Genomic DNA, 24,512 nt, shown 5'->3' on the forward strand with positions numbered 1-24,512 from the left:
TTTCCGCATCATTCTCATAATTGCTGGCACCATCTCGTTGAGAAGGCGGTGACCATCAGGAAGAATCACTTTTGCTCCGGTGTCATACAAGTCATAAAGATTGGGGTCAAGGCATGAGTGTTCCAAGGCTAATACCTCTCGACCATCTATGAGATCTTTCACGATGCTGATGTCGTCATCAATTGAGCCAGTTGGCTTAATTGGAGACAGCGACGAATCCGTTCTGGAGACTAACCAAACACCAGAAGGAAAGTAGTCCTTCGAAAAATCAACAACCTCTGTTCTCCAGTCTAGGATGGTCACACCATTTGCAATCAAGTCGCCTTCAATAGGTGTTGTTTCACCCAAAACGGCTCGTCTATCTTGGTAATGAACATATTGACCAATGAGCTTGCCGATCATATTGCTCCACTGAGCAGGCACGTATTCATAACGCACGCCCAAAGACTGAGCAAATCCTCTCACTATGTCGACATCAAACCCGGTGAGTGTTTCCATTTCACCTTGTTCGATATAAGAAACAAAATTGGCATAAGGAACACCGATATGGCGCAGGACTCCACGCTCGCGGATCTCGTGGAGATCACTTGACCAAACTGAAGAAGACATAACGGTTGCCGTTATTATCCCCATCGCGGCTATGGTTCGTTTAAGTATCTTGACTGGCATAGTGCTTAACCTTTTTCACAAAGCGCCCAAAATTGGACGCTTACGTGATTAATAACAATCTTAGAATGAGTAGTACAAGTCTGTAATTGCTTGAACTAACCCTTCTACATCTTGCTCATCGTGGAACAAGTGTGTAGAGATACGCAACGCATACGTATTGTATGAATCATCTTTATTCAACTTGAAATCCGTTGTACGGATGATATAGCCATACTCCTCGCGCAAGCGATCCCGGAACAACGTGAGAGCTTCACCGTCCGTCTCATCTGCAAGTGGGTTAAACGTCGTGATACCACTGGTTAAACCCTCTACGTTTGGTGAGAAGATCTTTGCTTGTGGTAAAGCTTCAGCAAGCAACTCTTTACACAGACTACCTAAGCCAAGAACACGCTCTTCAATTCGATCTCGGCCAATCTCATCCCACATTTTACAACTGTCAGTTAACGCTTGTTTCGCTGGGAAGTTATCGTTACCAATGTACTGAAACTGAGTCTGTTGGGACATACCAGTATGAGCAAGTGATGAGTTAATCAACCAAAGTGGGTTTTCAAGTTCCCGCTCCCAGTACTCGCTTAAACGATCACCCTTCCTTACGTATAAAATACCAGTCGCGCCAGCACCACACTGCCATTTATGACCAGAACCTGCATAAAAGTCACAGTCTATGTCATGGAAGTCGAGATTTAACATACCAATGGTGTGAGCACCGTCGATCATCGTAGGCATGCTGTTCTCATTCGCAAGTTTACAAATCGCCTTGGCTGGAAGTGCCGTACCTGTTTTGTAAGTGATATGAGAGAAAACGATCAGTCGGACATTCTTACCAGCGTTAAGATTATCTTCAATCGCCTTACTGAACACGTCGACGTAAGCTTCTTCAGAGACCTCTTCGGTACCAGTAAACACCGGAAGTTGAATTTGAATCACCTCAGCTTTAAAACGCTCTGCTGCCACATGAAGAGGCGAAAGAGCTGCTGCATGTTCATGGTGCGTTGTGAGGATAACGTCACCCTCTTCGAAATCCAGTCCGTTGATGATTGTACATAAGCCATCAGTGGTGTTACGACTAAGAATGATCTCTTCCGCATCTGCACCAAAGCCCGCAGCAATTTCCGCGGCCATATTGGTAACTTGTGGCCAAGAACCAAACTTGCCTTGCATATCCCATGGGTATGTTGCTACTAGCTTGTTATTGTCTGCGTAGTTTTCCAGTACATGCTTAGGCATAGAACCTGTCGTGCCAATGTTCATGTACGTCGTTTTTTTGTCTAGAACAAACTGCTTTTGAACTTTACGCCAAAATTGTCTATCGTTTTTACTACCTAGACCTTGGCTGCCCCAGTTAATTTTCTGCTCACCTGCTTGTGCAAGGCCTGAGAAGGCAGATGCACTCACACCAGCAACAACGGCACCCGTTGCTCCTTTCAGAAAATTACGGCGGCTGCGATCAGTCTGAGTAGATTCCTTGTTGCTCATCTTTTTCATTCCTTGTCGAAATTAGCCATCTTATTGTTAATTAAATACACGTAACTATTTGTTACTAAAACATTATTACTTATTCAAACCAAACTTGAATTTTTTTCAACGTTGTTAAGTGATCTTTATTCCATTTTTCTAACAAAATGATGACATATTAGACACCCAAACTATCATTTATATTCACCTAAACTCATATTAAAATAGTAGTTAAATTAGAGCGATTTAGTAGGGAAAATTTAATTTATTCGCTCGAGTAAAACCGATTCGTTCATTCTCTTTTAGTTCTACACATCTGTTTTTCTTCATGGTTTCGAACAAGTTTGCCGTTGACTCTCCGCTTATCACGGTGATTCTTATGTCAAATATGTCTGATGTGCTACGTTTTATTAGGGTCAGAATATACGGTTCTGGCTTTAGAACTTTCCCCAGTTCACGTCAAAAGTTGTTTGAAGAGCATGACGCTACGCGTGTCTCTTTCCGACACTCGCACATTGAACTTACTACCATCCGAATAGTTATATGGAAGGGCAAACCATGTTAAAAGGATTACTGCGGATTTCTGCACCCGTAACATTGATTGGAATGATCGCACCTGCCGCTATCGCTCAATCCATCACCATGACTGATCTCAATACCAACAAAAGCGTTGGTACGGTTGAGCTATCAGAAAGTCAATACGGCGTTGTATTTGCGCCTCAATTGACCAGTATCCCTGCAGGGCTGCATGGCTTTCACGTGCATGTAAACCCATCTTGTGAAAGTGCAGAAAAAGACGGAAAAACCGTCTTAGGCGGTGCAGCTGGCGGCCATTATGATCCACAAAATACCGGAAAACATGGGTATCCGTGGACAGACGATAACCACCTTGGCGATCTTCCTCCCTTGTATGCGGATATGGAAGGAAATGCCGTTTCACCCGTCGTTGCACCACGCCTAAAGCTGTCCGATTTGAAAGGCCGAGCCCTGATGATACATGCAGGTGGGGATAACCATTCCGATCAACCAGCGAAACTCGGTGGTGGTGGGGCCCGCATTGTTTGTGGCGTAATTGAGTAACGAGTCAAACCCTTGACTCATTCACACTTCTCTCATACTGCGGGAAGTGTGAATCGTTGGGTAAATCGTGACGCTGTCATAGCAGTTTCTAAGTAACTGTGATGCAACATTAAAATGGACTGCACAATTTTCGTTCCGATACCTAATGAACCTTGGTGAGACTCTGACGCAATGTGGTTGGAAAGCGTAAAGTGTGCACTTGTTTTGTCATCACTGAGATTAATTCGACAAACGACGGTCGACCCTGACGGACTATGGCGTAACGCGTTTTCCAACAAGTTAAGCAGCATCCTTTCCAGCAGCCCTTTATCGCCAATGGTCTGTATTTGCTCTTCCATCTCTACACTCAGCGTCACTTCCTTGTTCTGAAATTGACCTTGCATCGTTTCAGCACACTCTGTCACCAACTCAGCTAAATCTACGGGAAGATATTCGTAACTCGGTAGTGTGGCTTCTTTTTTAGCCTCTTCGAGTAATGCATGCAGTTGTCTGGAAAGTTTTTCTCCATTTCGAAAAGCCACATCAATAAGAGGGTCCGATTCAGGATGTTGTAATCGCCACGTTTCTAAATACCCCAATACACTTGAAAGCGGCGTCTTTAAATCGTGACTTAATTGCACAAGACTTTGACGACGCTGAGAAGATTGATATTCGAGGTGTAAGAATTGCTGCTGGATGTGCTTTGCCATCAATTGGTAAGAATGAGACACGGGTATTAACTCTGGAACCTGACGAGTAAACTCTGGATGCAGACGAAAATCATGTTCCGCCTGCTGTTGCAATTGATCGGTCACTCGCTCTATAGGATTAAGAAGACTGCGCTTCACCAACATATAAGCACCGAAAGCGAAGCCTAATATGGAGAGTAATACCAGCCCAGCGAGTGCGAGGTAAGGCGTATCAACTTGCGCGTTAGCAATCGCTGTGTGACGTGAGCTGCCGATCACCACATAAAGATAACCTACCGTTGAGCCAAGCTCTTCAATCGCCGCGACGGAAAATACTTTATGTTGCTCACTATTTCGCGGATCGTCGCCTAAAATCGGAAAAGTATCACCGCGTAAAAACTGTTTGATCGGAGCAAGATCCACCGACTTCAACAGCTTTGCCCCTTCCGGAGCGGCATGTGTGGTGATATTCCCCTGACTATCAAGAAAATAGATCTCGAAGTCGGGCCCAATCAACATTAAAGTATGAAAGATCGATTTCAGTGCTTTCGGGTTGTAATCTGTCCCTATCATCAACGGATTATCATCGCGCATATGACTGGCGAGTTCTTTGTGTAAACTCTGCTGAGTGCGAAGTTCGATGGTCTCTTTCTGCCAGTTATAAGTCAGCGCAATGGCAGTGGCAGCCAAACAAAACCATACCGTGGTAAACACGACCAAACGCGATTTGAAGCTCATCCTTTCGCCTCCTAATTGGCTCATTGGTGCGACTGAAATTTGTAACCCACACCCCAAACTGTCTGGATAAAATGATGCTCAGAATCCGAGATCATCAACTTAGAGCGCAAGCGATTAATAGTACTACAAACCGTGTGATGATATCCGGCGTGATTGGTATTCCAGACATGATCGAGCAGTTCATCTTTGCTATAGACCCTGCCGGGGCGAGTCGCGAGAAACTGTAACAACGAGAATTCCATCGCCGTCAGCGAAACATCTTTATCGTTGAGCGAAACCTGATGCAACGCCGGAACAATCTTTAACGCGCCAAAATTCAAAGCGTCTTCGGTCTCTGTCTCTCTGACTTTGTTATCTGTCGTTTGATTTGCTCGGCGTAATACATTCCTCACTCGAGCTTGAAACTCCAGCACACTAAAAGGTTTCGTTATGTAGTCGTCAACATCTGCCTCTAAGCCATCGACTTTGTCCATTTCACTGTCTCTCGCAGTCAGCACCAGAACTGGCGTCCAATCTTGCTGCTGACGCAAGTAATGGCAAAGTTCTAAACCATCACCATCTGGTAGCCCCCTGTCGAGGATCACCAGTTCAAAAGTCTGTCGCTGATACTCAGCTTTGCCCTTTTCGATGCTAACGACTCGCGTGACATGATGCCCTTGAAACTTAAGGTGCATTTGAACCAGCTCGGCTAAATCATTATCGTCTTCTATCAGCAAAATGTTCGCTGCTAAATTGATTGCTGGGTTAACTGCTGGGTTAATAGATTGCTGCGCCATGATCCTTTCCCTGCGAATGACTTTCCCTATCTTGAGATAGCCTCATTCTGCACATGACCGGATCAAAGCATGCTTTCTTTCAATAAAAGGCTCCGGCGGCAGAAAGAAAGAGAATTAAGCTTAGCCGCCGGAAGCTCTGTTTACTCGATTCGTGTGATCGTCACCTTCGCGCCAGGGTTTAGAAATCGGTGATTCGCAGCCAGGGTAGAATTCGTCAGCCCATCATCATGGCTAATAACGCCAGCATGGAAAGCGACCATGTCGGCGTTATCATTACGCTCTGCATTGAAACCTTCTCCGCCACCAGCCGGGCCTGGAATCGTCGCAGCGAGTTCATCATTGAGCTCGGTTCCGGAATCCCACACGTTCATGTTCATTTCGTAGCTGTCACCAACCGCGAGCGATTTAAGTGACAAGCCGGTCTCGCCAACAAAGGCATCGTTAGTGTTTACTAACATAGAGGCCACCGACAAGTAACCATAGCGATGTGGGTTAAGGGTAATCGTCACTTCGTCAGAAGCCCCCGGAAGTAACAATCCATTCCCCGATACCCCCTGATAAACATTGCTGTCGCTGTTCATCATCTCAAGCAACTCGGCATTACTGCCACCTTCAGCTAAGTGCTCTAAGGCGACCGAAGCACTTAGACCAATTTCAAATAAGCGGAAATCACTATTATGAGTAAGTACCGCCAGTGGAGACATAGGCTGATTTGCAGTTAGGTTCACCACATTTACCGTATATCGGAATGACGTTACCTCGTCGTTGTCATCACTATTACAACCTGCGAGTAGAGCGACTGACGCAGCCACTAGTAAGATTCTGTATTTCATACGTCCCCCTTACTTCACTACGATGGTGATGGTAGCTACGGGGTTTAACCAACGGTGACTGCTACTGTCTAGGTCGCTCATACCACCGAGCGAATCGCTGTCACCCAAATTCCCCGGATGTACATGAACTTTGTCATTTGATACCACAGTTTCAACACCCGTCCCGCCAGTTCCGAAAGTAATAAAAGGCGGATTGGGTATGCTTGCCACTAACTCGTCATTGGCTTCGGTGCCTGCATCGTAGCTGTTCAATGCTGCTTTATAAGTACCTGCTGCCGTAGGAATTTCCCAGCTATCTAAACCAACAAATCCATCATTGGTCGGCAACAGCATTGCGCTGAGAGAAAGATAACCGTGATCGCCGCTGTCAAAGGTAAACGTGGTTGCACTACCCGGATTAAGGAAGCCACCTGCCGGATTTTCTACTACAGTGCCTCCGGCGTTACCAATCACGCTGGATAAACCGGAAATGTCGCCTTGTTCAGCCATCGCTTCTAACTCCGACGTCGCGGCTTCACCCACTCTGAACATATGCAAATTAGCGCCATGTGCGGCCACAATGAGCGGAGTAAAATAGATGCCTTTGGTAGCGTTGGTTACGGTAATTTCTAATTCTGCTGCGCTCACCGATGCTCCGCCAAACGTCAGAGCGACAGAAGCTATGGCGAGACTAAGTTGGGTACGTTTTTTCATTGTGAGTCCATCCTTTAATGAGAGTGGTATCCAAGCCCGTTAACTCATCGTCTTACGGCTGCCTGGGTAAAGTTACGATCGAACGCCTTCCGTTCTGCTTCTAAGCATGGCGAGTAGATCTATCGGCAACTTCATCAAATTCTCATAAAATTCTCACAACTTCTGGTTCAGTTCATGACACGTAGAATTGGCCCTTTTCTAATCGGTTGAGCGCACTCTGATTACTGAACAAAACAAGCGATACAAGCTTTCTGACGAAAATATCGTGAAAGCGAGACTGATACACTTGAACTCAGCCATGTCGTGCCAGAGAATACCGTCATTACGCGCTACAGAACCAAAACCTATGGTTAATACTAAACTTATCGCCCTCCTTCCTGATCTTGCCTCGTTTATCTTGGTAGTAAATGAAGGGAGTTTTACTGCCGCAGCGAAAAAACTCGGGGTTACACCTTCGGCTTTGAGCAAGCTGATCACGAGATTGGAGCATGCGCTTTCGGTAAAATTATTCGAACGCACCACTCGTAAGCTGCTCATCACTCAAGCTGGTCAAAAGGTATATGACCAAAGCATTGCGATGGTTAACGCTGCGCAGCAAGCTGTCGAACTCTCAGCAGAAGATCATACTGAGCCAAAAGGTGCGCTTACCGTTGCAGCACCAGAGGCGTTTTTAAACTCGGTACTTCAGCCTTTTGTTTTACCCTTCTTACAGCGCTACCCAAAGATTCAGTTAAAGCTGCGCGCTGCAGATGGAGAAATCGATTTGTTTCGTCAAGACATAGACGTCGCTTTCAAATTGACTGACAAGCCCGACGAGAATTTGGTATTAAAAGAGATAAGTAAAACCAACCTGGTGTTGTGTGCGTCACCGGACTACCTCGCTAAGCAGGGCACGCCAGACCACCCAACTCAGCTTGAACAGCATGACTGTATTTATCTGGCAGAAAACGATAAAGACAACATTTGGTCATTTTTTAAAGAAGAAGCCTTTCACTCTGTTGCCGTAAATGGTCGCTACGCGGTAAACCACTCACAAATGCGCTTAAATGGCGTTAAAGCAGGGCTAGGTATTGGAATCTTTCACGACTTTGTCGTCAAAGAAGCGCTAGAAACAGGGGAAGTCGTTGAAGTACTTGCAGATTGGATGATCAAGAGTAACTACCATGGTGCAATAGCCATGCAGTACCCTCAAACGAAGTACATGCCCGCGCGCTTGCGTGTGTTTATCGATTTCGTCAATGAACACTTGATCTCAAAGGAACCTAATCATGTTTAATGCGATTCATCACGTCGCCATCATTTGTAGTGATTACCCAACGTCAAAGCATTTTTATACAGAAATATTAGGCCTGTCCGTTATTGCAGAAAATTACCGTGCAGCGCGTGATTCTTATAAGCTCGACCTTGCGCTTCCTGATGGTAGCCAGATCGAATTATTCAGTTTTCCAGATGTACCTGAGCGCCCAAGCTTTCCGGAAGCCCAGGGCTTACGACACCTGGCGTTTCAAGTTGATGATATTGAGGAAGTAAAAACCTACCTTGAATCGAAAAGCATCGCAGTTGAACCTATTCGAATTGATGAATTCACTGGTAAAGCGTTCACTTTCTTTCAGGATCCGGATCGGCTGCCTTTGGAGTTATATCAAAAGTAAACGTGAAGATGGAAAACGTGAGGGTATTTGAGGTGCTCGGTTGGAAGGTAAAGGGATTCAGAAAACGTTAAGTGCTTGATTAGGCTATGGCTGGCGGCGCCCTTGGAACTGGTGTTTCAAATCGCACACTTAGAGCCAAAAAAGTGTAGCTGTCAGAAAGAACCGAGCTCAGTCGTAAAAGTAAAGGTGTAGTTGGAAGTGAGTCGTGATGAAAGGGTGAAAAGTAACTGAATGGGCAGGGTTTCCCCTTATGTGTTACCGCATTGTCTCCCTCTTCAACCTGTACCAGTTCAAAACCATTAAGCGTACAAAGCGCTGCCCACACGCCCATGCTGTTACCATGAGCATTAATAACAGGCATCAGTGTTACCAGCGCCCAACTTAGGGCACTAACAAGCAGCATGGAGCGATAAAAAGGAATTAATCTACGCATAACGGTGACTTAACAAATTTCATACAGCGTAACCAATTCTAAGTACAAGCTCAATAAAGGATTTCAGGCGTAGTTCTATTTTCCATCAGAAACAAAAGACCCGCAGAGTTGCGGGTCTTGAAATCGTTGGGGATTGTTCATACCCATCCCAAATCAGCCAAACAGCTTGCTCCAGATGCTTGGGTTACGTTTGTCGTGGTATTCTTCACGAAGACTATCGATTTCGCGCAGCTGCGCTTTCGCTTCGGTAAGATTACCCGCATCTAAGTCTGCTTCGATGCTGTCTAGTGTCACCGACAACTTGTTGAAGCCTTCAAGAAACGTATCAAACTTTTCTGGCGGGTAGTTACCACGCTTAGATTGCTCCACGATAGCTTGTAAGCTATCAATGGCCGTTTTCATGGTTTCAACATCCGACGCTTCGGCCGCTTGTTTGAAATCCATCTTCATTTGTTTCATGTTCTGTTTTAGATCGACAGCTTCTGCCATTGCGTAGCTTGAGCCCAACGCAATCGCACACCCTAAAACTAAAGGACGTAACATCTTCACTTCTCCATTTTTAGTGCCGAATTCTTTGTCGGCTTTGTTTATCACGATCACCCCTCATTAAGGATGATTCGGATAGTTGAGCTTCGCAGTGTAAAGGAAACGCGCTAAGGGTGCATTCCCAAAATGTAATCAAGTTTATGCGTTAAGCATTTCGTCATATTCTGCAATTGGCTCTCGTCCACGAAGCGCACGGAACGACAAAAACTGCTCAGCCGAGTGAGTAATGACGTTCTCACTCTTAATACCGACTCTGTCCATCAGTTCACCCACCAGTTCGAGATTCCCAACATCATGGCAAAAATGAGCATCACTGCCAGTGGTAAAGAAAACGCCCACTTCTTTACCTATTTGAGCGATGTCATGACAACGTTCAACACTACCCACTCGGCTATTGCCTTTCAGGGTTGTATTGTTTATCTCAATGGCAACGTTATGTTGTTGCGCACATTTTAAAACCGTCTCGAAATCAAAGTCATAATTAGGGTTACCCAGATGCCCGAGTGCATCAACACGACCACTTTGGATCACATTAAGTAGTGCTTCGGTATGGGCTTCTTTATTCGATGGAACAAAGACTGGCTCATGAAAACTGGCAATGACCCAATCAAGGTTCCGGTCAACGCTCAAAGGGATATCAATATCGCCCTCGATATTAAGAATGTTGGCTTCAACGCCACGAATGATGGCAACACCGTTGAGGTAACGAGGCAGAATCTTTTGGTTGGAGAAAAACCAATAATGAGGCGCACCCGGCATTGACTCTGCGTGATCGGTGGTGCAGAACATTTCGAGCCCGTTCTCTTTTGCCGACTGAGCGTTTTCAATCAACGTACTGTAAGCGTGACCGCTGGCATACGTATGTGTGTGGGTATCAACCTTAAATTCCATCATTTACTCTCTTTGGTTTGCAGGTTTCAGCTATTGTATACCCAAACGTTGTTAGGATGCAGGTTATCGAGCCTAAACTCAACGTACCCTCTATGAACAAGCATCAATTGATCTACTCTAATAAAGAGCTCATACAAGTATGAATAAAGAGCAAGTATGATCTACGTTGTGCTTGTTTAGGTCTTGACCAATGTGAATTCAATAACTCTAACGATAAGGATCAGGTTATGAGGTTAAATCATGTTTTGATAAGCGGGGCTTTCCTCATTTTGCCTATGACGACTGTTGCGGATGCCGATATCACCACCTCTGAACAAGACATCTCTGCTGCTATCATTGGCGGAGAACCAACCACGTTGAATCAACTGCCATTTTTCGCTCGTTTGATACTCCATAAGACAGGAGCTAGCGCATTCTCTAATATCTGTGGCGGTTCTATTGTGAATGATCGCTACATTCTAACCGCGGCACATTGTGTGGAGTCAGATGTGTTCACCGATGGCTGGAGCACTGACGATTTGCGTGTTTTAGTGAAAAATCCGACCATGGACGATGTTTATGTCTCCGAATTTAAAGACGTGCGTCGAATTACCATTCATCCCGACTATGATGCGAACGCCTTGTGGATTAACGATCTGGCACTGCTGGAACTCTCGCGACCAATAACCGACAACGTGCAATCCATCACTCTGCCACAAGATTTCGGCGATTACAGTGACGCTGCTGTTTACCAAATCTTTGGCTTGGGACAGACCTCGACAACGGATACGTCGGGCGCAAACTATTTGCGCTGGGCAGAAATTGAACCGCTGACCGACGCAGAGTGTGCTTCGTTAGTGACAGGCTTCAACTCTGAAGAAAGTTTATGTGCAAATGGCTTTGAGGGCAGAGATTATACGGGTATATGCCGTGGCGATTCCGGCGGCCCGCTCACCTACGTAGACAGCAACGGCATGTATCAACAGATTGGTATTGTCAGTTATGGTTCATCTATTTGTGAATCTGCCGCCATACCGAGTGTGTTTACCGAAGTTCTGAACTACACCACTTGGATTGAACTGCAAACCAGCTCTGGCACAAAAACCACTTATGACGCTGAGTTAGCCGCAACGGAAGATTACCATAGTGAAGGTGACTCTCGGATCTTTGAAGACAGCAGTGATGATGGAAGCAGTGGTGACAGTGGTGGTAGTGGTGGCGCTGTTGGGACTGGCTTGTTGATGATAGTGGGATGCTTAGGTTGGATACGCAGACGCCATTCTAACGACAAATGTGAGTTGAGTAAGAAACAGCTCAGGCTATAGCGGCTCACCCGCTGTGTCTTACGATATGAAAACAGCCTCCAAGACACTCAATACGTCATTGGACGGCTGTTTTTCTTCTAACGACGAATGTAAATCGCGGTTGTACCGGCGGCTTTGCCTTCAGGAATACGAAAGCCCACTTTTAACATGGTATTGTGCAGTACTTTGTTAAATAACTCGAACTCCACCGTTTCTTTGACTTGGTTGAGGTGCTGCGTTTTTAACTCCGGGAATCGCATTAGTGCTTCTTTTCGTATATTTTTCAATTCTTCAGTATTAATGCTTTGTTTACTCAGCAGTTTATTACCGATGAAACTTTCATAAGCACGCGCGCATTTCATTAATCGCAAAACAAATTCATTCATTGTCGTCTTTCTTTTTCGTTATAGCCTGACGTTAAGAACACGTGTTTATATTGATTGTGTTCCAGCCTTCGGAAAAGATAGCAAGAAGTATCACTAGATAGGTGTAGGAAAAATCCTAACAGAGTGAAAGAAATTACGGACTATTCCTTTCTATTCAAATATTTAACAAAAGCCCTACAATTTGTAAAATTAAATTATTGAGTGATGATTTTATCATTAGTTGAATGGTCATCAGCTAGCTCCTCAGGCAGCAAAAGACAACTGGTATAACTAATCAATTAATCAACTAATTGAATAAATCACTTTGCCGCTACACTCATTCTATGCACCCAATTTAAGGATTTAAGATGTTTACTTTTTTGCTGACCGTTGTTGTGATGCTCGCCTTTGCCGCCAACTCACTGTTATGTCGTGCAGCGTTGGTAGATGGACTGAGCGATGCGGGAAGCTTCACGATAATCAGGTTGCTCTCCGGGGCGGCGACCCTGGTGTTTTTTCTCCTTATCACCAGAACTTGGCACTCTGAAAAACCAACAAGTCGCTTTAAAGTTCTCGCAGGTGTGACATTGTTTGGCTATGCGGTACTGATTTCTTACGCGTATTTGAATATGGATGCAGGAACAGGCGCCCTACTCTTATTTGGGGCAGTACAGTTGACGCTTCTGACTTTACATTGGTGGCAAGGCGAACGATTTAAAACTTTAGAAGTGATTGGTATCGCCGTCTCCATTCTGGGTTTCGCTTGGTTGATGCTTCCATCAGCGACTCGTCCTGATATATGGTCGACACTTCTTATCGTGATATCTGGCGTTTGCTGGGCGCTCTTTACTGCACTTGGTAAGCATGCTCCTTCACCAAGTAGCGGGATCGCATGGGGTTTTATTGCAGCCTCGGTAATCAGTTTACTGGCCTCCCCTTTTCTTCTCTCTTCGGTCAATCTCACCATTGAAGGCATCTCACTCGCGATCACCTCCGGTGTGCTTGCATCAGGGATTGGTTATTTGCTGTGGTATCACGTAATACAAAAACTTACCCTGCTTCAAGCTGCGGTAAGCCAGCTTTCGGTACCCGTAATTGCCCTAGTACTTGGGTCTATTCTGCTTGGTGAATCCCTTTCAATTCATTCCGTCCTCACTAGCACCATCATTTTAGGTGGCATCGCGCTGGTTTTTTTATCTCGCTCCCAAAATGCAAATAAAGAATAGTAAAAACTCTACAACTTAATAAAAAATAAAACTTTTCCTCTCAGAATCCCATTCATCATCTATGCTTTTTAAAGGTGTGGCATAGATGACACCAGACAAATGCCCCCTATTTAGTATCAGGCGATTTATAGATTTAAAGAAATCTTGGCTAGGAAAAACCAGTAAATCTGTTTCATAAATAAGACCACGTAAAAGTAGTGGTTTTGAGCATTTACCCAATACCCCTAGTAATGACAAGGGATACAGGTAAATTGATCGCTTTATATGCATTTAGTTTTGACACAAGATTTACAATCTGCTCCTTTTTGCTCGCTATATTCCGCCAACCAAAATACAGTTGGAACTGCAACCCTAAACCAACTTTTTATTAACAAACTCATCAACTTGAAACGATAAGCCTGAGCAAACTTTGACTATGAACGACAAAATTAAATTTGCTATAAAAGTATCGCTTAGCCTCACCCTGGCTTATCTGATCCCCTTTGCTATGGGGTGGCCGCAGGCGTCTACCGCAGCGACAACGGTGATGCTGATTGCCACAACAGGCAGTCGTCGAGAGTCTCTCGCAAAAGGCACATTGCGCGTTCTCGGTACCCTAGTCGGGGCAGTTGTCGGCTTGTTGCTGGTTGGACTATTCGCACAAGATCGCCTGCTGTATATGCTGAGCGTGTCGCTCGTCGTTTCATTCATCTTTTATTTTCGTAACGCTTACCAAAAAGACCCTACGCTGCTGATGCTTACTGGGGTGATGACGTTAATGATGTCCAACGGTGGTGATGCGGACGGCGCTTTTCTATACGGTGTTGATCGCGCCTACATGACTGTTTTTGGCGTGGTTATCTATACATTGGTCGGTACTTTTCTATTCCCAGTCAAAACCGAACAAAATCTGCGTCAGCTTATTGAGCAGTTAAATCAAACTCAGCAAGCGTTATTCGCTACGATTGTGCATAGTTTTGAGCAAAGTCATGAATCACACCCTGAGTCTGTCGATGGTTCAGAATCACCAGAGGAATCAGAACACAGAGCCTCTCAACTCAATATCGACAAGCTCACCGAAGAAATGTTTGCTGCGCAAAATAGTCTGGATCAACGATTTGCAACTGTGAGTGTTGAGTGCAGTGACGTCTCCGCGTATTTAAAAGAGTGGCGCTTGGCGGTTCACCTGAGCAAACAAATTACTCAGCAATTATCGGTTGCCGTGCATAGCCATTTTAGCCTTGAAGAAGATCGTCAGTGCATCACTAACTTTGACGAAACGATCGCGGAAATAGAACAGTTATTCCATACCTGTCAGCAGGTTTGGGAAGACAACGAACACGTTTACCGCACTAAAGAATTTAAGGTTGAATACAATCAAGAATTGCTAGATTCTTTACCACACCTGACTAAAGGCTCGGCAATCACTTTAGGGTTTCTGCTGGAATCCATGCATCAGAACCTCTCACGCCTGGCTGAAAGCATTAGCTGTATTGACTCGGTGACGAACAATGTCTCGTTCGACATTGAACTGCCAGAATCGAAAGGCAAGTTCTTGTGGTGGGATGCAGAAAACTTCAAAACAGCAGTCAAAACCTTCGTAACCTACTGGGTTGCAGGGCTCATCTGGATCTATTTTAACCCTCCGGGTGGCTACTCATTTGTGATTTTCTCGACCATGTTCATGTCTTTGTTGTCCTTTGTTCCTGTGCATCCAATTTTACTATTGGTGTTATTCACCTTTGGTTTCCTGTTTGCGGTGCCATCTTATCTATTCATTTTGCCGCAACTGGATCTCGGGCTGGAGCTAGGCCTGTTTATCTTTATCTACACATTTATTGGTTTTTACCTGTTCAACGGACCGATAACAATTTTCTACATGGTCGGCCTGTTTGTACTTGGGCTGGACAATAATATGTTCTACCACTTCGGGATCTTAATGACGATCATGACACTGTTTTACTTGGTCGTATTCATGATTATTTTTGCTCATTACTTTCCGTTCAGTTCAAGACCCGAGCACCTATTCTTAACCATAAAAGAACGCTATTTCCGGCATACACGAGCTTTGTTTGTCACCTATCAAAAACAGTCTGAATCCTTTTTCACTCCACTTAAGCGTGCTTTGCACATAGTCACATTGAACGTGTCTGCGAAAAAACTCAAAGTGTGGGGTTCCAAAATCAATCACAAACATTTTGACCAAACGACACCAGAGGCGATCGGTGCATTCAGCAAAGCTTGTGACGTGCTATGCAGCCACATAAACGTGCTCATGGTTGCAGAGAAAAAATTGTTGTCTAACCCTTTGATAAACAAGCTCCGTCAACAACATCGTGACTCCATCATTCCTTTGATGGCGGGTGCATTAGCCAGCCACCAGGTAACAGAAGAACTCGACTCCGTATTTAATCAATACAGTCAGGATTACCAATCCTTCGAAGATAAGCTGGAAGATTTTTTTAATGAATTGGATTTATCTGACTACGCTTATTCAGAGATAGCTGGTTTTTATATCTTGCTGAATTTAAAACGGAACGTGTTCGAAGCAATTAAACATTGCAAGCAAACCTACGAGGATATCGATTGGGTGAACTTACAACATAAGCGGTTTTAAAGGTAGGGGTATGATGCTTCAAAAATTAACGAAACCAAGCCTCGCCATAATGACTCTGATTGGGCTCAGTGCGTGTACAACTGTGGGGCCAGACTATGTCCATCCCCAGCGATCTGCTTTACCAAGTGCTTGGTCATTGCAAAACGCAGTACAGGATACCGAGCAATCTGAGCAAAAGGTACAGCAGTGGTGGCAACAATTTAATGACCCAACACTGAATCAACTGGTTGAGTTGGCGAGCCAGCAAAACCTTGATTTAGAAGCCGCTGGGCTACGTATTGTCCAAGCCCGTGCCTTAGTTGGCGTTGCGTCAGGCTTGCAGTATCCACAGGTACAAACCGTATCCGGTAATTTGGCACGTGCTTACGTCAACGATCAAGGGTTCAACAATGCTGCGCTCTCATTTGATGCAGCTTGGGAGATGGATATTTGGGGTAAATATGCTCGCGGGATTGAATCGGTAGAAGCGGGTTACTATGCAACGATCGCGTCTTACCACGATATTATGGTAACCATCACGTCAGAAGTGGTGCGCAATTACATAAACTATCGAACCTACCAAGAGCGTATTCTGCTCTCTAAACGAAACATCGAGATCCAAGAGCGCGTGGTCAATATTACTCAAGTCCAATTCGACTCAGGTAACGTGACCGAGCTCGACGTTCAACAAGCACAAAACCAGTTGTACACCACAAGAGCCGCCCAGCCCAGCCTTGAAATTGCGATGAAGCAGTCACGTTCCGCGATTGCGCTTCTGTTAGGCGTGTTGCCAGAAGAAGTCGACACCATTCTGGCATCAGATGGTCTATCCTAACGTATCGCCGAATACGAAGCACAATTCAAATCAACAGGCAGAAAAACGGCGTTATCTGGCAATGACGAAAACTCGATTGTCCCGCGTCCACCACTTTTACAGACACAAATCGACGCCAACTTGGTCATGCGCCGACCAGACTTGCAAGTGTCTGAGATGCAAGCTCGCGCGCAAAGTGCCCAAATTGGTGTCGCCGAAGCGGCCTTATATCCAAGTTTTTCTCTGTTTGGTTCGATTGGTATCGACAGTACAGTACCGGATGGCAGTAGCTTTAGTTTCAGTGACTCACTCACGATGGTCGCAGGCCCTGCGTTTAGTTGGAACATTTTCCAGTATGGACGTGTGAAAAATAACATTCGATACGAAGATGCCAGCTTTCAGGAAACCTTAACCAACTACAACAAAAAAGTACTGCAGGCCGTCAATGAAGTCACCAACGCGTTAGAAGCTTACGACCTGTATTTAGAACAAAAATCGCTACGTTTGCAGTCGGTAAACTCTTCTATTCGTGCCTTCAACATTTCGATGACTCAATACGAAAACGGTCAAATCTCCTTTGAGCGTCTACTGAACTCCGTAGAGAAAATGACACGAGCAGAAGATAACTACGCCTCTATCAAAGGCAATGTCGCCAACCAGGTCGTCGCTCTTTACAAGTCCCTTGGTGGGGGTTGGCAAGCACAAACCGGTAAGCCGTTCTTATCTGACGAGATTGCGAAGCAGATGGTGGAACGCACCGACTGGGACGGGTATTTGGACCAAGAAAACCGAGTTCTACCGCCACTTCCTATTGAACGGGCTGGTGACAGACCGCCTAAAGGGGAGGAGCCATAATGCCTTATGAACTCTCTTGGGGTGATGTCTACTTTTCCCCGTTACTGCTGGTGCTGTTTCTTGCGGTCACCGCAACGTGGATAACCGTCATCCTGTTAAACAAGACTCGCTTATCTCGTTTTATCGCTTTTCCGTCGCTGACTTTCATCGCCATCATGGTCTGTTATGTGGTGGCGATAGACAGCTTTTATATTCAATTTTAGGTGCCAAACAAGATGAAAAAACTATTCGTAATTGCACTCAATCTTGTCATTCTTGGTGGCGCAGCTTGGCTCGGCTATCAAAAGTATGAAGAATATTTCAACAATCCCTGGACGCGAGATGGTCAGGTACGTGCCAATGTCATCAAAGTTGCGCCTCGCGTATCCGGTCCGATTGTGAACGTTGCGATACAAGACAACCAAGAAGTCAAAACTGGCGATTTATTGTTTGAGATCGACCCAACCACCTACGAGGTTGCATTATCGCAAGCAGAAGTGGGACTGGAAAAGTCCATCGTCAGCTCTCGCGGTAAGAAAATCGAGTACGACCGTTTAACGGATATCCGAGCGAAAGATCGCGGCGCAGTATCCCACAAAGATCTTATTCGCCGTGAGATTGCCTATGAAGAATCTCTACTACAAATCAAGGCGGCAGAAGAGCAGTTAAAGTCTGCGAAATTGAATCTTAGCTATACCAAGGTTTATGCGACCGTCGACGGTTTTGTTTCTAACCTGGATATCCGCAACGGTACTCAAGCGGTTGCCAACCAGCCTCTGCTTGCGCTTATCGACAAACACAGCTTTTGGGTATTTGGTTTCTTCCGTGAGAACCAGTTACAGCAAATCGAGCCTGGCAGCAAAGCACAAGTGACGCTGATGTCTCATCCAGAGACACCTATTGACGCAACCGTCGATTCTATCGGCTGGGGTATCGCGCCACGAGACGGTACCGTCGGTTATAACCTGCTGCCAAATGTTAACCCTGTCTTCCAGTGGATTCGTCTGGCACAGCGCATTCCTGTGCGTATTGCCATTAAAGAACTGCCAGAAGATATCGAGCTTCGATTTGGCCTTTCTGCTTCCATCATGGTGATGAAAGACTCATCAGAAAACAATGAATAGTTACTAAGTGAGAGAACAACTATGGTCATTGGAAAAAAACTCAAAAACATTAATGAAGAAAATAACTTCTTCTATCTCACACTGTCACTCATCGTTTTGTTGATTGGCGGAGCATCTGCTCAGGTGGTGGATGAAGGGGCAATCGAGCATATTTTACAGGCGTTTACGATAATCACGTTCATCGTGTGTTTTGCTAGTCTACGATTCGATAAAACCTGGTCTCGGTTCCTTTATACCCTTTTCGCAGTATGGGTGTTTGTCATCGTGATAAAAACGATTTTTCATATCAAAGAAATGAACGTCGTGATGCTCGCGTTAACCTTTGCGTTTTTCTTTGGCACCTTTAAATCTATTGCAAGACAAATCCTGTTTACTGGTCACGTCAACAGTAACAAAGTCATTGGGTCTGTCGCTTTATTCCTGTTGCTGGGTTTGATGTGGGCCATCGCCTACCTCATTTTACTGGAGTTTTCACCACAGGCTTTCACCGGTATGGAGGCGATATCCTGGGGGCAAAACTTCTCCAATGCGGCATATTTCAGTTTCGTCACCCTGACCACTCTTGGTTATGGCGATATCAGTCCTCTGACTCCGTTGGCTCAAGTCATCGTTTATTTAGAGGCCATTACAGGTGTGTTTTATATGGCTATTGTGGTTTCTAGCCTCGTCAGTTCCAACATTGATCATCAGGTAAATAAAAATGGATAAATCATCGGAAAGAAATGAAAGTAAGATTTTCATCAGTAATATGGTGGAATCGTCAATACGAATTGGCTTGATCTTCGTATTGTTTATGTTTACTTACGACATCATCAGGCCTTTCATCCTTCCCGTTATTTGGGGGGCGATCATTGCAGTGGCACTTTTACCCGTCACTAAAAGGCTTCAGCGAGCCTATGGTGGCAGGCGTGGTTTGGCAGCAACCACCATCGCTTTGCTTGGTATCGCGCTGTTAGTGACACCGCTTGTGATGGTTTCTGGTTCCATTTACGACGGTGCAACCCACGCACTGCAAGTACTCCAGAGCGGTGATGTCAAAATACCTGGGCCGAAGCCATCGGTTGCAGACTGGCCACTTGTCGGTGGTAAGCTCTACGACACCTGGACACTTTTCTCGACGAATTTAGAACAAGCAATTCAAACCTTTATGCCTCAGATAAAGTCAGCATTGACTTCCCTGCTTGGCATGATGGGTGGCGCTCTGGGTAGTGTATTGCTTTCTATTCTGTCTTTGGCGATTGCCGCTGGTTTTATGACTTACTCAGAATCATTGGCATCTGGCCTAACCACCATTGCCATTCGTACCGCAGGTGACAATGCAAAAAGCTGGGCGACGCTCATTGCAGCAACCATTAAAAGCGTTTTACTTGGCGTTGTCGGTGTCGCTGCGATTCAAGCGTTGCTGATTGGTGCGGGTTTCTTCGTATTTGGCGTGCCTGCCGCTGGCTTGCTTACTCTAATACTGATGATTTTGTGTATCGCTCAGTTACCGGCTCTTCTTGCAGTGCTACCTGTGATTGGCTACATGTACATGACTCAAGACAGCACGACTGCAACCTTGTTTACTGTATGGGCGGTCGTTGGTGCGCTTTCTGAAAACTTGCTCAAACCAATGCTGATGGGTCGAGGCGTGGACACTCCGATGCCAATTATCCTGATTGGTGCCATCGGCGGTATGCTTGTCTACGGTATCGTAGGCCTCTTCCTTGGCGCGGTTATTCTTTCAATTTGGTATGAGCTATTCGTTTGGTGGCTAAGCATTGAGAAAGCCCAACAGCAAGAGGAATTGGGCGACTTGCTGGAGGAAGCAAAAGACCAAAGTGAATCTGGCAACGGAGCAGGTATTTAAGCTCACCAAGCCTTAATCCGATACTCACAATCTTTCAAACCGTTGCATTGCAGCGGTTTGTTTTTATTGGTGTCACATTTTCATCTCAATAACGATGAAAAATGAAACTAATGTTAAATTTTCAAACTAATGACACTTGATTGTTGCAATCAAACGCATAACGATGCACTCTCGATGCTCACTAATAAATAGTGCTTAGGATAAAAACAATGAAATTGATCAAGCCTTTAACTTGCGCGCTCGCTCTGGCAATGAGTAACATGGCATTCGCTGACGTAACGGTTAGTGTTCCTGACGACGTATCGGTACTCGCAGCAAACGGTGAAAAAGTGAAGCTGGATGGCGGCTTCTTTGCCTCAGAAAGAACACTAACGTTACCTGATGGCGTTAACCAGGTCGTATTCCGATTTACTCCGTTTTTCAACAAAGGCAATGACCGTGTCAGTGTTGAAAGCGACGTGATTGTCACCAGCTTTACGTCTTCAGATTCTAAACTGGCGCTTCAGCTTCCAGAGTACCGTAACTTGAATGATGCAGAAGACAATATCAAAGACTTAGACTGGAAACTGGTTGATGCATCTGGCAACGCGATTGCCGTTAAGCAAGACAAGCTTATCAAAGAAGGTATGCAGATTGGCCGTGACTATGTTCGCGAAGTAGAAGATTACAATCGAACTGGCGGCGTGGCAGCAATTGCTGTTGCAGGAGCGATGGTTCAGCCAATGACGTTACCCGCTGAAATCCCTGAAGATATGAAGCAAGCACGTGCGGCGGTAAAAGCAGATTCAACCGCAGAAGAAATGCTGCACTTCTGGTACCAAAAAGCGGATGCTGAAACCAAAGCTCGCTTTAAAGCGTACATCAACCAACAATAAGTTTGGTCTTTCTGAGTTTAAAAGCCACATCTAATGTGGCTTTTTTCGTACCTTAACAACCTCAACAACTGCTGAGCTTTAATGGTCCCGATTTACCAGTAACGCTCGTAAATGATGTTACCACCAGTATTGACTCGAAACTTCTCTAAACCGCGTTCTTGCAATACTGGCAACGTGTCTTTAATCATTGCTGGATTGCCACACAACATCACAAAACTACTGCACGGTGAGAACTGCACATCCGCTCGATTAGACAGCTCTCCTGAGGCAATAAAGTCGGGAATGCGGCCTTGTAACTTACCTTCCACTGCTTCTCGGCTAACAATAGGCACGTACTTTAATCGGCCTTCATAGCGCTGCTCTAAGTGCTCAATTAAGTATTTATATACCAGGTCTTTTTCATAGCGAACACCATGAACCAAAACAATCTTTTCGTTATGAGGAAGCAGGTTAATGTCATCTAACAATGACAAAAATGGCCCGATACCGGTACCAGTTGAAAGCAACCAAAGGTCATGTGCTTGTTTGGGAATCGAATCATGGATCAAATCTCCGTGTGCCGTTTCACCAACATAGATACTGTCCCCAGTCTTTAACTTTTGCAGTTTTGGCGACAATTGTCCCTGAGGGTCCGCAACAATCAAAAACTCCAGCCAGTCAAACTGTTCGCTCGGAGCATTCACCACGGAATAGGCGCGGCTGATTGGGTTGCCATTTTCGTCTACCAACGCGAGTTTGGTAAATTGACCAGCTTTAAAGGAAAGTGGAGCGCCAGATACTCTTAAGCTGAACAGCTCGCCTGTCCAGTCTATTCGCTTCTCAACTCTGGCGAGATTGAAATTTTTCAGTTCTGCCATGAGACATCTCCCTTTTAGCCACTCTCAAATAAACTTACGCTTACAACGTTACTATGTAAAGATTAAACTTTACATAAACAACCAGTTTATTTCACACTTCAGGAACAATTCTATTACATCCTAAATAATTACATCTAGAATAAATACTCAGATTAATAAGTGGCTTCACAATTTGTGGCAACGTTGATGAAAAAGGAACAAAGAAAATGGACACACTACTAAAAGACTTCCCCGTCGTGACTGAGATCAGAGTAGCTTGGGGAGAAATGGATGCCTTGCAACACGTCAACAACGTCGTCTACTTTCGTTACTTCGAAACCGCACGTCTGGACTATTTTGAAGCGATTAATTTGCTCGTCGACCTGCAAACCTCGCAAATTAGCCCTGTTCTGAGTGAGACTCAGTGTCGTTATAAATTGCCAGTGACATACCCGGACACGCTTATGATTGGCGCTCGAGTGATCGACATGCAAGGCGATCGCATGACAATGGAATATCAGGTATTTAGCAAAAAGTGGGGAAAAGTGGTCACCGTCGCGACGGCAACAGGTGTGATGTTTGATTTTAAAAATAACACTAAGACTGAGATTCCAGACAACGTCCGCAAGTCGATTCTGGAACTGGAAGCGACTGTGGGCAGCACTCACCACCTAGAATAATTGTCGAGTTTAAATTCCCGGCGGCACACACTCGTGCTTTCGGGAATAATCGCTTTTTCAACAGCTTAACAGAAAGTTTCGATGTACAGCGCTTCAACTTTATCTCGTGCCCATTGCGTCTTACGAAGAAACTTTAACGACGACTTAATAGACGGGTCTTTTTTAAAACAGTTAACACGAACACGTTCATACATACCATTCCACCCAAAGTGCTCAACCAAACGGGTGACGATTTTTTCTAAACTCAACCCGTGCAGAGGGTTATTCGGTTGTTCGTTGCTCATGATTTCAATCCAACAATTTATAGGGCGATGTGGCGGGCTAATCTAACTGAAACAAACCTGATTCCCAACTGTTATTTACATCAGAATAAAAACAGCCCGATGGAAAACGGGCTGTTACTCGATTCATCGCTTAATGAATTAACCTCAACTGGGGTTAATTAAAAAAACGATTTCACCCATAAAACAATGCTGTCCCAGATTTGACCAATCCACGAGGCAGGTTCAACCGTTTGGTTGCTGACCAGTGGGTAGCTGGCGACGGTTTCATCGTTATTTTTCCACACGACTTTACCAATCACTTCCCCTTGTTCAATCGGTGCCATTAAAGGTTCTTTCATTTCGACACTCTTATCTAAACCAGCTGTCATACTGCGAGGTAGGGTCAAATAAGCATCTTGCGGAAAGCTCGCTTCTATTTCACTCACCTTGCCTTTCCAGACCTTAACCTTTGATTCCACCTGTCCCTGTGTAGCCACCTTCTTAGTGTCATAAAAACGGAAACCATAGCTGAGCAAGTTTTTAGACTGACTGATGCGTGCTTGCGCGCTAGGCGTTCCCATCACGACAGATATCAAACGCATTTTACCTTCAGTCGCTGAACTGACGAGACTATATCCCGCATTGCTGGTGTAACCTGTTTTGCCACCGTCTACTTTAATAGACTTATCCCACAACAACTTATTACGGTTGTATTGGGTAATATCGTTCCACTTAAACACCTTTTCGTTGTACAGCGCATACACATCAGGTACGTCATTGATGATCGATTTCATCAACGTCGCCATATCCAAAGGAGAAGTTTGGATGCCTTCACTATCCAGCCCATGAGAGTTCACAAAGTAAGTGTCTTGAAGCCCGAGCTTTTCGGCCCAGCCATTCATCAAAGCCACAAATCCATGTTCACTGCCTGCCACATGTTCCGCCAAAGCGACACATGCGTCATTTCCCGATTGGATAATGACACCGCGCATCAAGTTTGCAACGCTGATTTCATCTTTCGGTTTGATGAACATTTTGGAGGAACCGGGGAATTTTTCTGACCACGCATTTTCGCTGACAGTCACTAAATCATCCCAATTTAATCGACCTGCTTTGATTTCCTGACCCACGACATAAGCCGTCATGAGTTTGGTTAAACTGGCAGGGGCTAATCCGGCTCTCCCGTTCTGTTCTGCGATAATGGCTCCCGACTGAAAGTCCATTAACACGTACCCTTTCGCCTGTAACTCAGGTGGGCTTGGCGTGACCACCGCAAAAGCGGGCACGCTAACTAAACAAGTCACGATAATCCATTGAGCCAGTGACACTTTCATTCAACATCCTCCACAATTCA

25 protein-coding genes and 1 pseudogene are annotated in these 24,512 nt (G+C 45.1%); 13 read left to right on the forward strand and 13 right to left on the reverse strand.

All coding sequences use genetic code 11. The features are described from left to right. Together L9Q40_RS06875 and L9Q40_RS06880 are read right to left on the reverse strand one after the other, a co-directional pair. Positions 1-669 (reverse strand): transporter substrate-binding domain-containing protein (locus L9Q40_RS06875; RefSeq protein WP_498792874.1); only part of this gene is annotated, 669 nt, incomplete at its 3' end. Between the two features lie 60 nt (positions 670-729). Continuing rightward, entirely contained in the window at positions 730-2,145 is a 1,416-nt protein-coding gene (locus tag L9Q40_RS06880) for an aminotransferase class V-fold PLP-dependent enzyme (protein ID WP_498792875.1), read from the reverse strand. 585 nt (positions 2,146-2,730) lie between these two features. Between L9Q40_RS06880 and sodC the strand changes: the two genes are divergently transcribed. Next, complete coding sequence (gene sodC, locus L9Q40_RS06885; protein ID WP_372379872.1) at positions 2,731-3,204, forward strand: superoxide dismutase [Cu-Zn] SodC; 474 nt, start codon at positions 2,731-2,733, stop codon at positions 3,202-3,204. 32 nt (positions 3,205-3,236) lie between these two features. On the opposite strand, the gene L9Q40_RS06890 is transcribed toward sodC, so the two are convergent. The 4 genes from L9Q40_RS06890 to L9Q40_RS06905 all read right to left on the reverse strand — a co-directional run bounded on the left by L9Q40_RS06890 (position 3,237) and on the right by L9Q40_RS06905 (position 6,912). Next, positions 3,237-4,610 carry a sensor histidine kinase gene (locus tag L9Q40_RS06890; protein WP_498792876.1) on the reverse strand — a complete coding sequence of 458 codons (1,374 nt, stop codon included), beginning with the start codon at positions 4,608-4,610 and terminating at the stop codon, positions 3,237-3,239. A gap of 20 nt (positions 4,611-4,630) precedes the next feature. Beyond that, entirely contained in the window at positions 4,631-5,386 is a 756-nt protein-coding gene (locus L9Q40_RS06895; protein WP_498792877.1) for a response regulator transcription factor, read from the reverse strand. Between the two features lie 140 nt (positions 5,387-5,526). Beyond that, positions 5,527-6,219: a spondin domain-containing protein gene (locus L9Q40_RS06900; RefSeq protein ID WP_498792878.1), complete on the reverse strand. Its 693-nt coding sequence runs from the start codon at positions 6,217-6,219 to the stop codon at positions 5,527-5,529. Between the two features lie 9 nt (positions 6,220-6,228). Further along, a complete protein-coding gene (locus L9Q40_RS06905; protein ID WP_498792879.1) occupies positions 6,229-6,912 on the reverse strand; it encodes a spondin domain-containing protein in 684 nt (227 codons plus the stop codon). Positions 6,913-7,258: 346 nt separating this feature from the next. Here L9Q40_RS06905 and L9Q40_RS06910 point away from each other — a divergent pair, with 346 nt between their 5' ends. Together L9Q40_RS06910 and gloA2 are read left to right on the forward strand one after the other, a co-directional pair. Continuing rightward, positions 7,259-8,188 (forward strand): LysR family transcriptional regulator, encoded by a 930-nt coding sequence (locus L9Q40_RS06910; RefSeq protein WP_498792880.1) that lies wholly within the window; start codon positions 7,259-7,261, stop codon positions 8,186-8,188. Continuing rightward, complete coding sequence (gene gloA2, locus L9Q40_RS06915) at positions 8,181-8,564, forward strand: SMU1112c/YaeR family gloxylase I-like metalloprotein (RefSeq protein ID WP_498792881.1); 384 nt, start codon at positions 8,181-8,183, stop codon at positions 8,562-8,564. Before L9Q40_RS06910 ends, gloA2 begins: the two co-directional genes overlap by 8 nt. 79 nt (positions 8,565-8,643) lie before the next feature. On the opposite strand, the gene L9Q40_RS06920 is transcribed toward gloA2, so the two are convergent. From L9Q40_RS06920 to L9Q40_RS06930, 3 genes are all read right to left on the reverse strand, one after another. Continuing rightward, on the reverse strand, positions 8,644-8,997 hold the full coding sequence (locus tag L9Q40_RS06920) for a hypothetical protein (protein ID WP_498792882.1): 354 nt from the start codon (positions 8,995-8,997) through the stop codon (positions 8,644-8,646). Between the two features lie 153 nt (positions 8,998-9,150). After that, a complete protein-coding gene (locus L9Q40_RS06925; protein WP_024372646.1) occupies positions 9,151-9,540 on the reverse strand; it encodes a cytochrome b562 in 390 nt (129 codons plus the stop codon). A 141-nt stretch (positions 9,541-9,681) separates the two neighbouring features. After that, complete coding sequence (locus tag L9Q40_RS06930) at positions 9,682-10,434, reverse strand: phosphatase (protein WP_498792936.1); 753 nt, start codon at positions 10,432-10,434, stop codon at positions 9,682-9,684. A 227-nt stretch (positions 10,435-10,661) separates the two neighbouring features. Between L9Q40_RS06930 and L9Q40_RS06935 the strand changes: the two genes are divergently transcribed. Next, positions 10,662-11,738, forward strand: coding sequence for a S1 family peptidase (locus tag L9Q40_RS06935; RefSeq protein ID WP_498792883.1), 1,077 nt, complete (start codon positions 10,662-10,664; stop codon positions 11,736-11,738). 77 nt (positions 11,739-11,815) lie between these two features. Here L9Q40_RS06935 and L9Q40_RS06940 read toward each other — a convergent pair whose 3' ends face one another. Further along, the gene (locus tag L9Q40_RS06940; protein WP_014234961.1) at positions 11,816-12,103 is read right to left on the reverse strand and encodes a hypothetical protein; all 288 of its coding nucleotides are present in this window, start codon (positions 12,101-12,103) and stop codon (positions 11,816-11,818) included. 347 nt (positions 12,104-12,450) lie between these two features. On the opposite strand from L9Q40_RS06940, the gene L9Q40_RS06945 reads away from it, so the two are divergent. The 8 genes and pseudogenes from L9Q40_RS06945 (at position 12,451) to L9Q40_RS06980 (ending at position 21,379) form a co-directional block, all read left to right on the forward strand. Beyond that, entirely contained in the window at positions 12,451-13,308 is an 858-nt protein-coding gene (locus L9Q40_RS06945; protein ID WP_498792884.1) for a DMT family transporter, read from the forward strand. A 415-nt stretch (positions 13,309-13,723) separates the two neighbouring features. Continuing rightward, positions 13,724-15,904, forward strand: a complete 2,181-nt coding sequence (locus tag L9Q40_RS06950; protein WP_498792885.1) for an FUSC family protein — start codon at positions 13,724-13,726, stop codon at positions 15,902-15,904. Between the two features lie 10 nt (positions 15,905-15,914). After that, positions 15,915-17,552, forward strand: a pseudogene (locus tag L9Q40_RS06955) (TolC family protein). Next, on the forward strand, positions 17,552-17,755 hold the full coding sequence (locus L9Q40_RS06960) for a DUF1656 domain-containing protein (protein WP_014234965.1): 204 nt from the start codon (positions 17,552-17,554) through the stop codon (positions 17,753-17,755). Before L9Q40_RS06955 ends, L9Q40_RS06960 begins: the two are co-directional and overlap by 1 nt. A gap of 12 nt (positions 17,756-17,767) precedes the next feature. Continuing rightward, positions 17,768-18,655 carry an efflux RND transporter periplasmic adaptor subunit gene (locus tag L9Q40_RS06965; RefSeq protein ID WP_014234966.1) on the forward strand — a complete coding sequence of 296 codons (888 nt, stop codon included), beginning with the start codon at positions 17,768-17,770 and terminating at the stop codon, positions 18,653-18,655. A gap of 21 nt (positions 18,656-18,676) precedes the next feature. After that, positions 18,677-19,363: a potassium channel family protein gene (locus tag L9Q40_RS06970; RefSeq protein ID WP_498792886.1), complete on the forward strand. Its 687-nt coding sequence runs from the start codon at positions 18,677-18,679 to the stop codon at positions 19,361-19,363. Beyond that, positions 19,356-20,504 carry an AI-2E family transporter gene (locus L9Q40_RS06975; RefSeq protein ID WP_014234968.1) on the forward strand — a complete coding sequence of 383 codons (1,149 nt, stop codon included), beginning with the start codon at positions 19,356-19,358 and terminating at the stop codon, positions 20,502-20,504. The genes L9Q40_RS06970 and L9Q40_RS06975 overlap by 8 nt, the downstream gene beginning before the upstream one ends. Before the next feature lie 209 nt (positions 20,505-20,713). Further along, positions 20,714-21,379: a DUF2057 domain-containing protein gene (locus L9Q40_RS06980; RefSeq protein ID WP_498792887.1), complete on the forward strand. Its 666-nt coding sequence runs from the start codon at positions 20,714-20,716 to the stop codon at positions 21,377-21,379. Between the two features lie 92 nt (positions 21,380-21,471). Here L9Q40_RS06980 and L9Q40_RS06985 read toward each other — a convergent pair whose 3' ends face one another. Next, on the reverse strand, positions 21,472-22,236 hold the full coding sequence (locus L9Q40_RS06985; RefSeq protein WP_498792888.1) for a ferredoxin--NADP reductase: 765 nt from the start codon (positions 22,234-22,236) through the stop codon (positions 21,472-21,474). 206 nt (positions 22,237-22,442) lie between these two features. Here L9Q40_RS06985 and L9Q40_RS06990 point away from each other — a divergent pair, with 206 nt between their 5' ends. Then, the gene (locus L9Q40_RS06990) at positions 22,443-22,895 is read left to right on the forward strand and encodes an acyl-CoA thioesterase (RefSeq protein WP_065303979.1); all 453 of its coding nucleotides are present in this window, start codon (positions 22,443-22,445) and stop codon (positions 22,893-22,895) included. A 65-nt stretch (positions 22,896-22,960) separates the two neighbouring features. On the opposite strand, the gene L9Q40_RS06995 is transcribed toward L9Q40_RS06990, so the two are convergent. Continuing rightward, positions 22,961-23,179 (reverse strand): VF530 family protein, encoded by a 219-nt coding sequence (locus L9Q40_RS06995; protein ID WP_014234972.1) that lies wholly within the window; start codon positions 23,177-23,179, stop codon positions 22,961-22,963. 158 nt (positions 23,180-23,337) lie between these two features. Beyond that, on the reverse strand, positions 23,338-24,492 hold the full coding sequence (locus tag L9Q40_RS07000) for a D-alanyl-D-alanine carboxypeptidase family protein (RefSeq protein ID WP_498792889.1): 1,155 nt from the start codon (positions 24,490-24,492) through the stop codon (positions 23,338-23,340). Positions 24,493-24,512 lie beyond the last annotated feature (20 nt).

The organism is Allocatenococcus thiocycli (assembly GCF_921292965.1).
GTDB lineage: Bacteria > Pseudomonadota > Gammaproteobacteria > Enterobacterales > Vibrionaceae > Vibrio > Vibrio natriegens.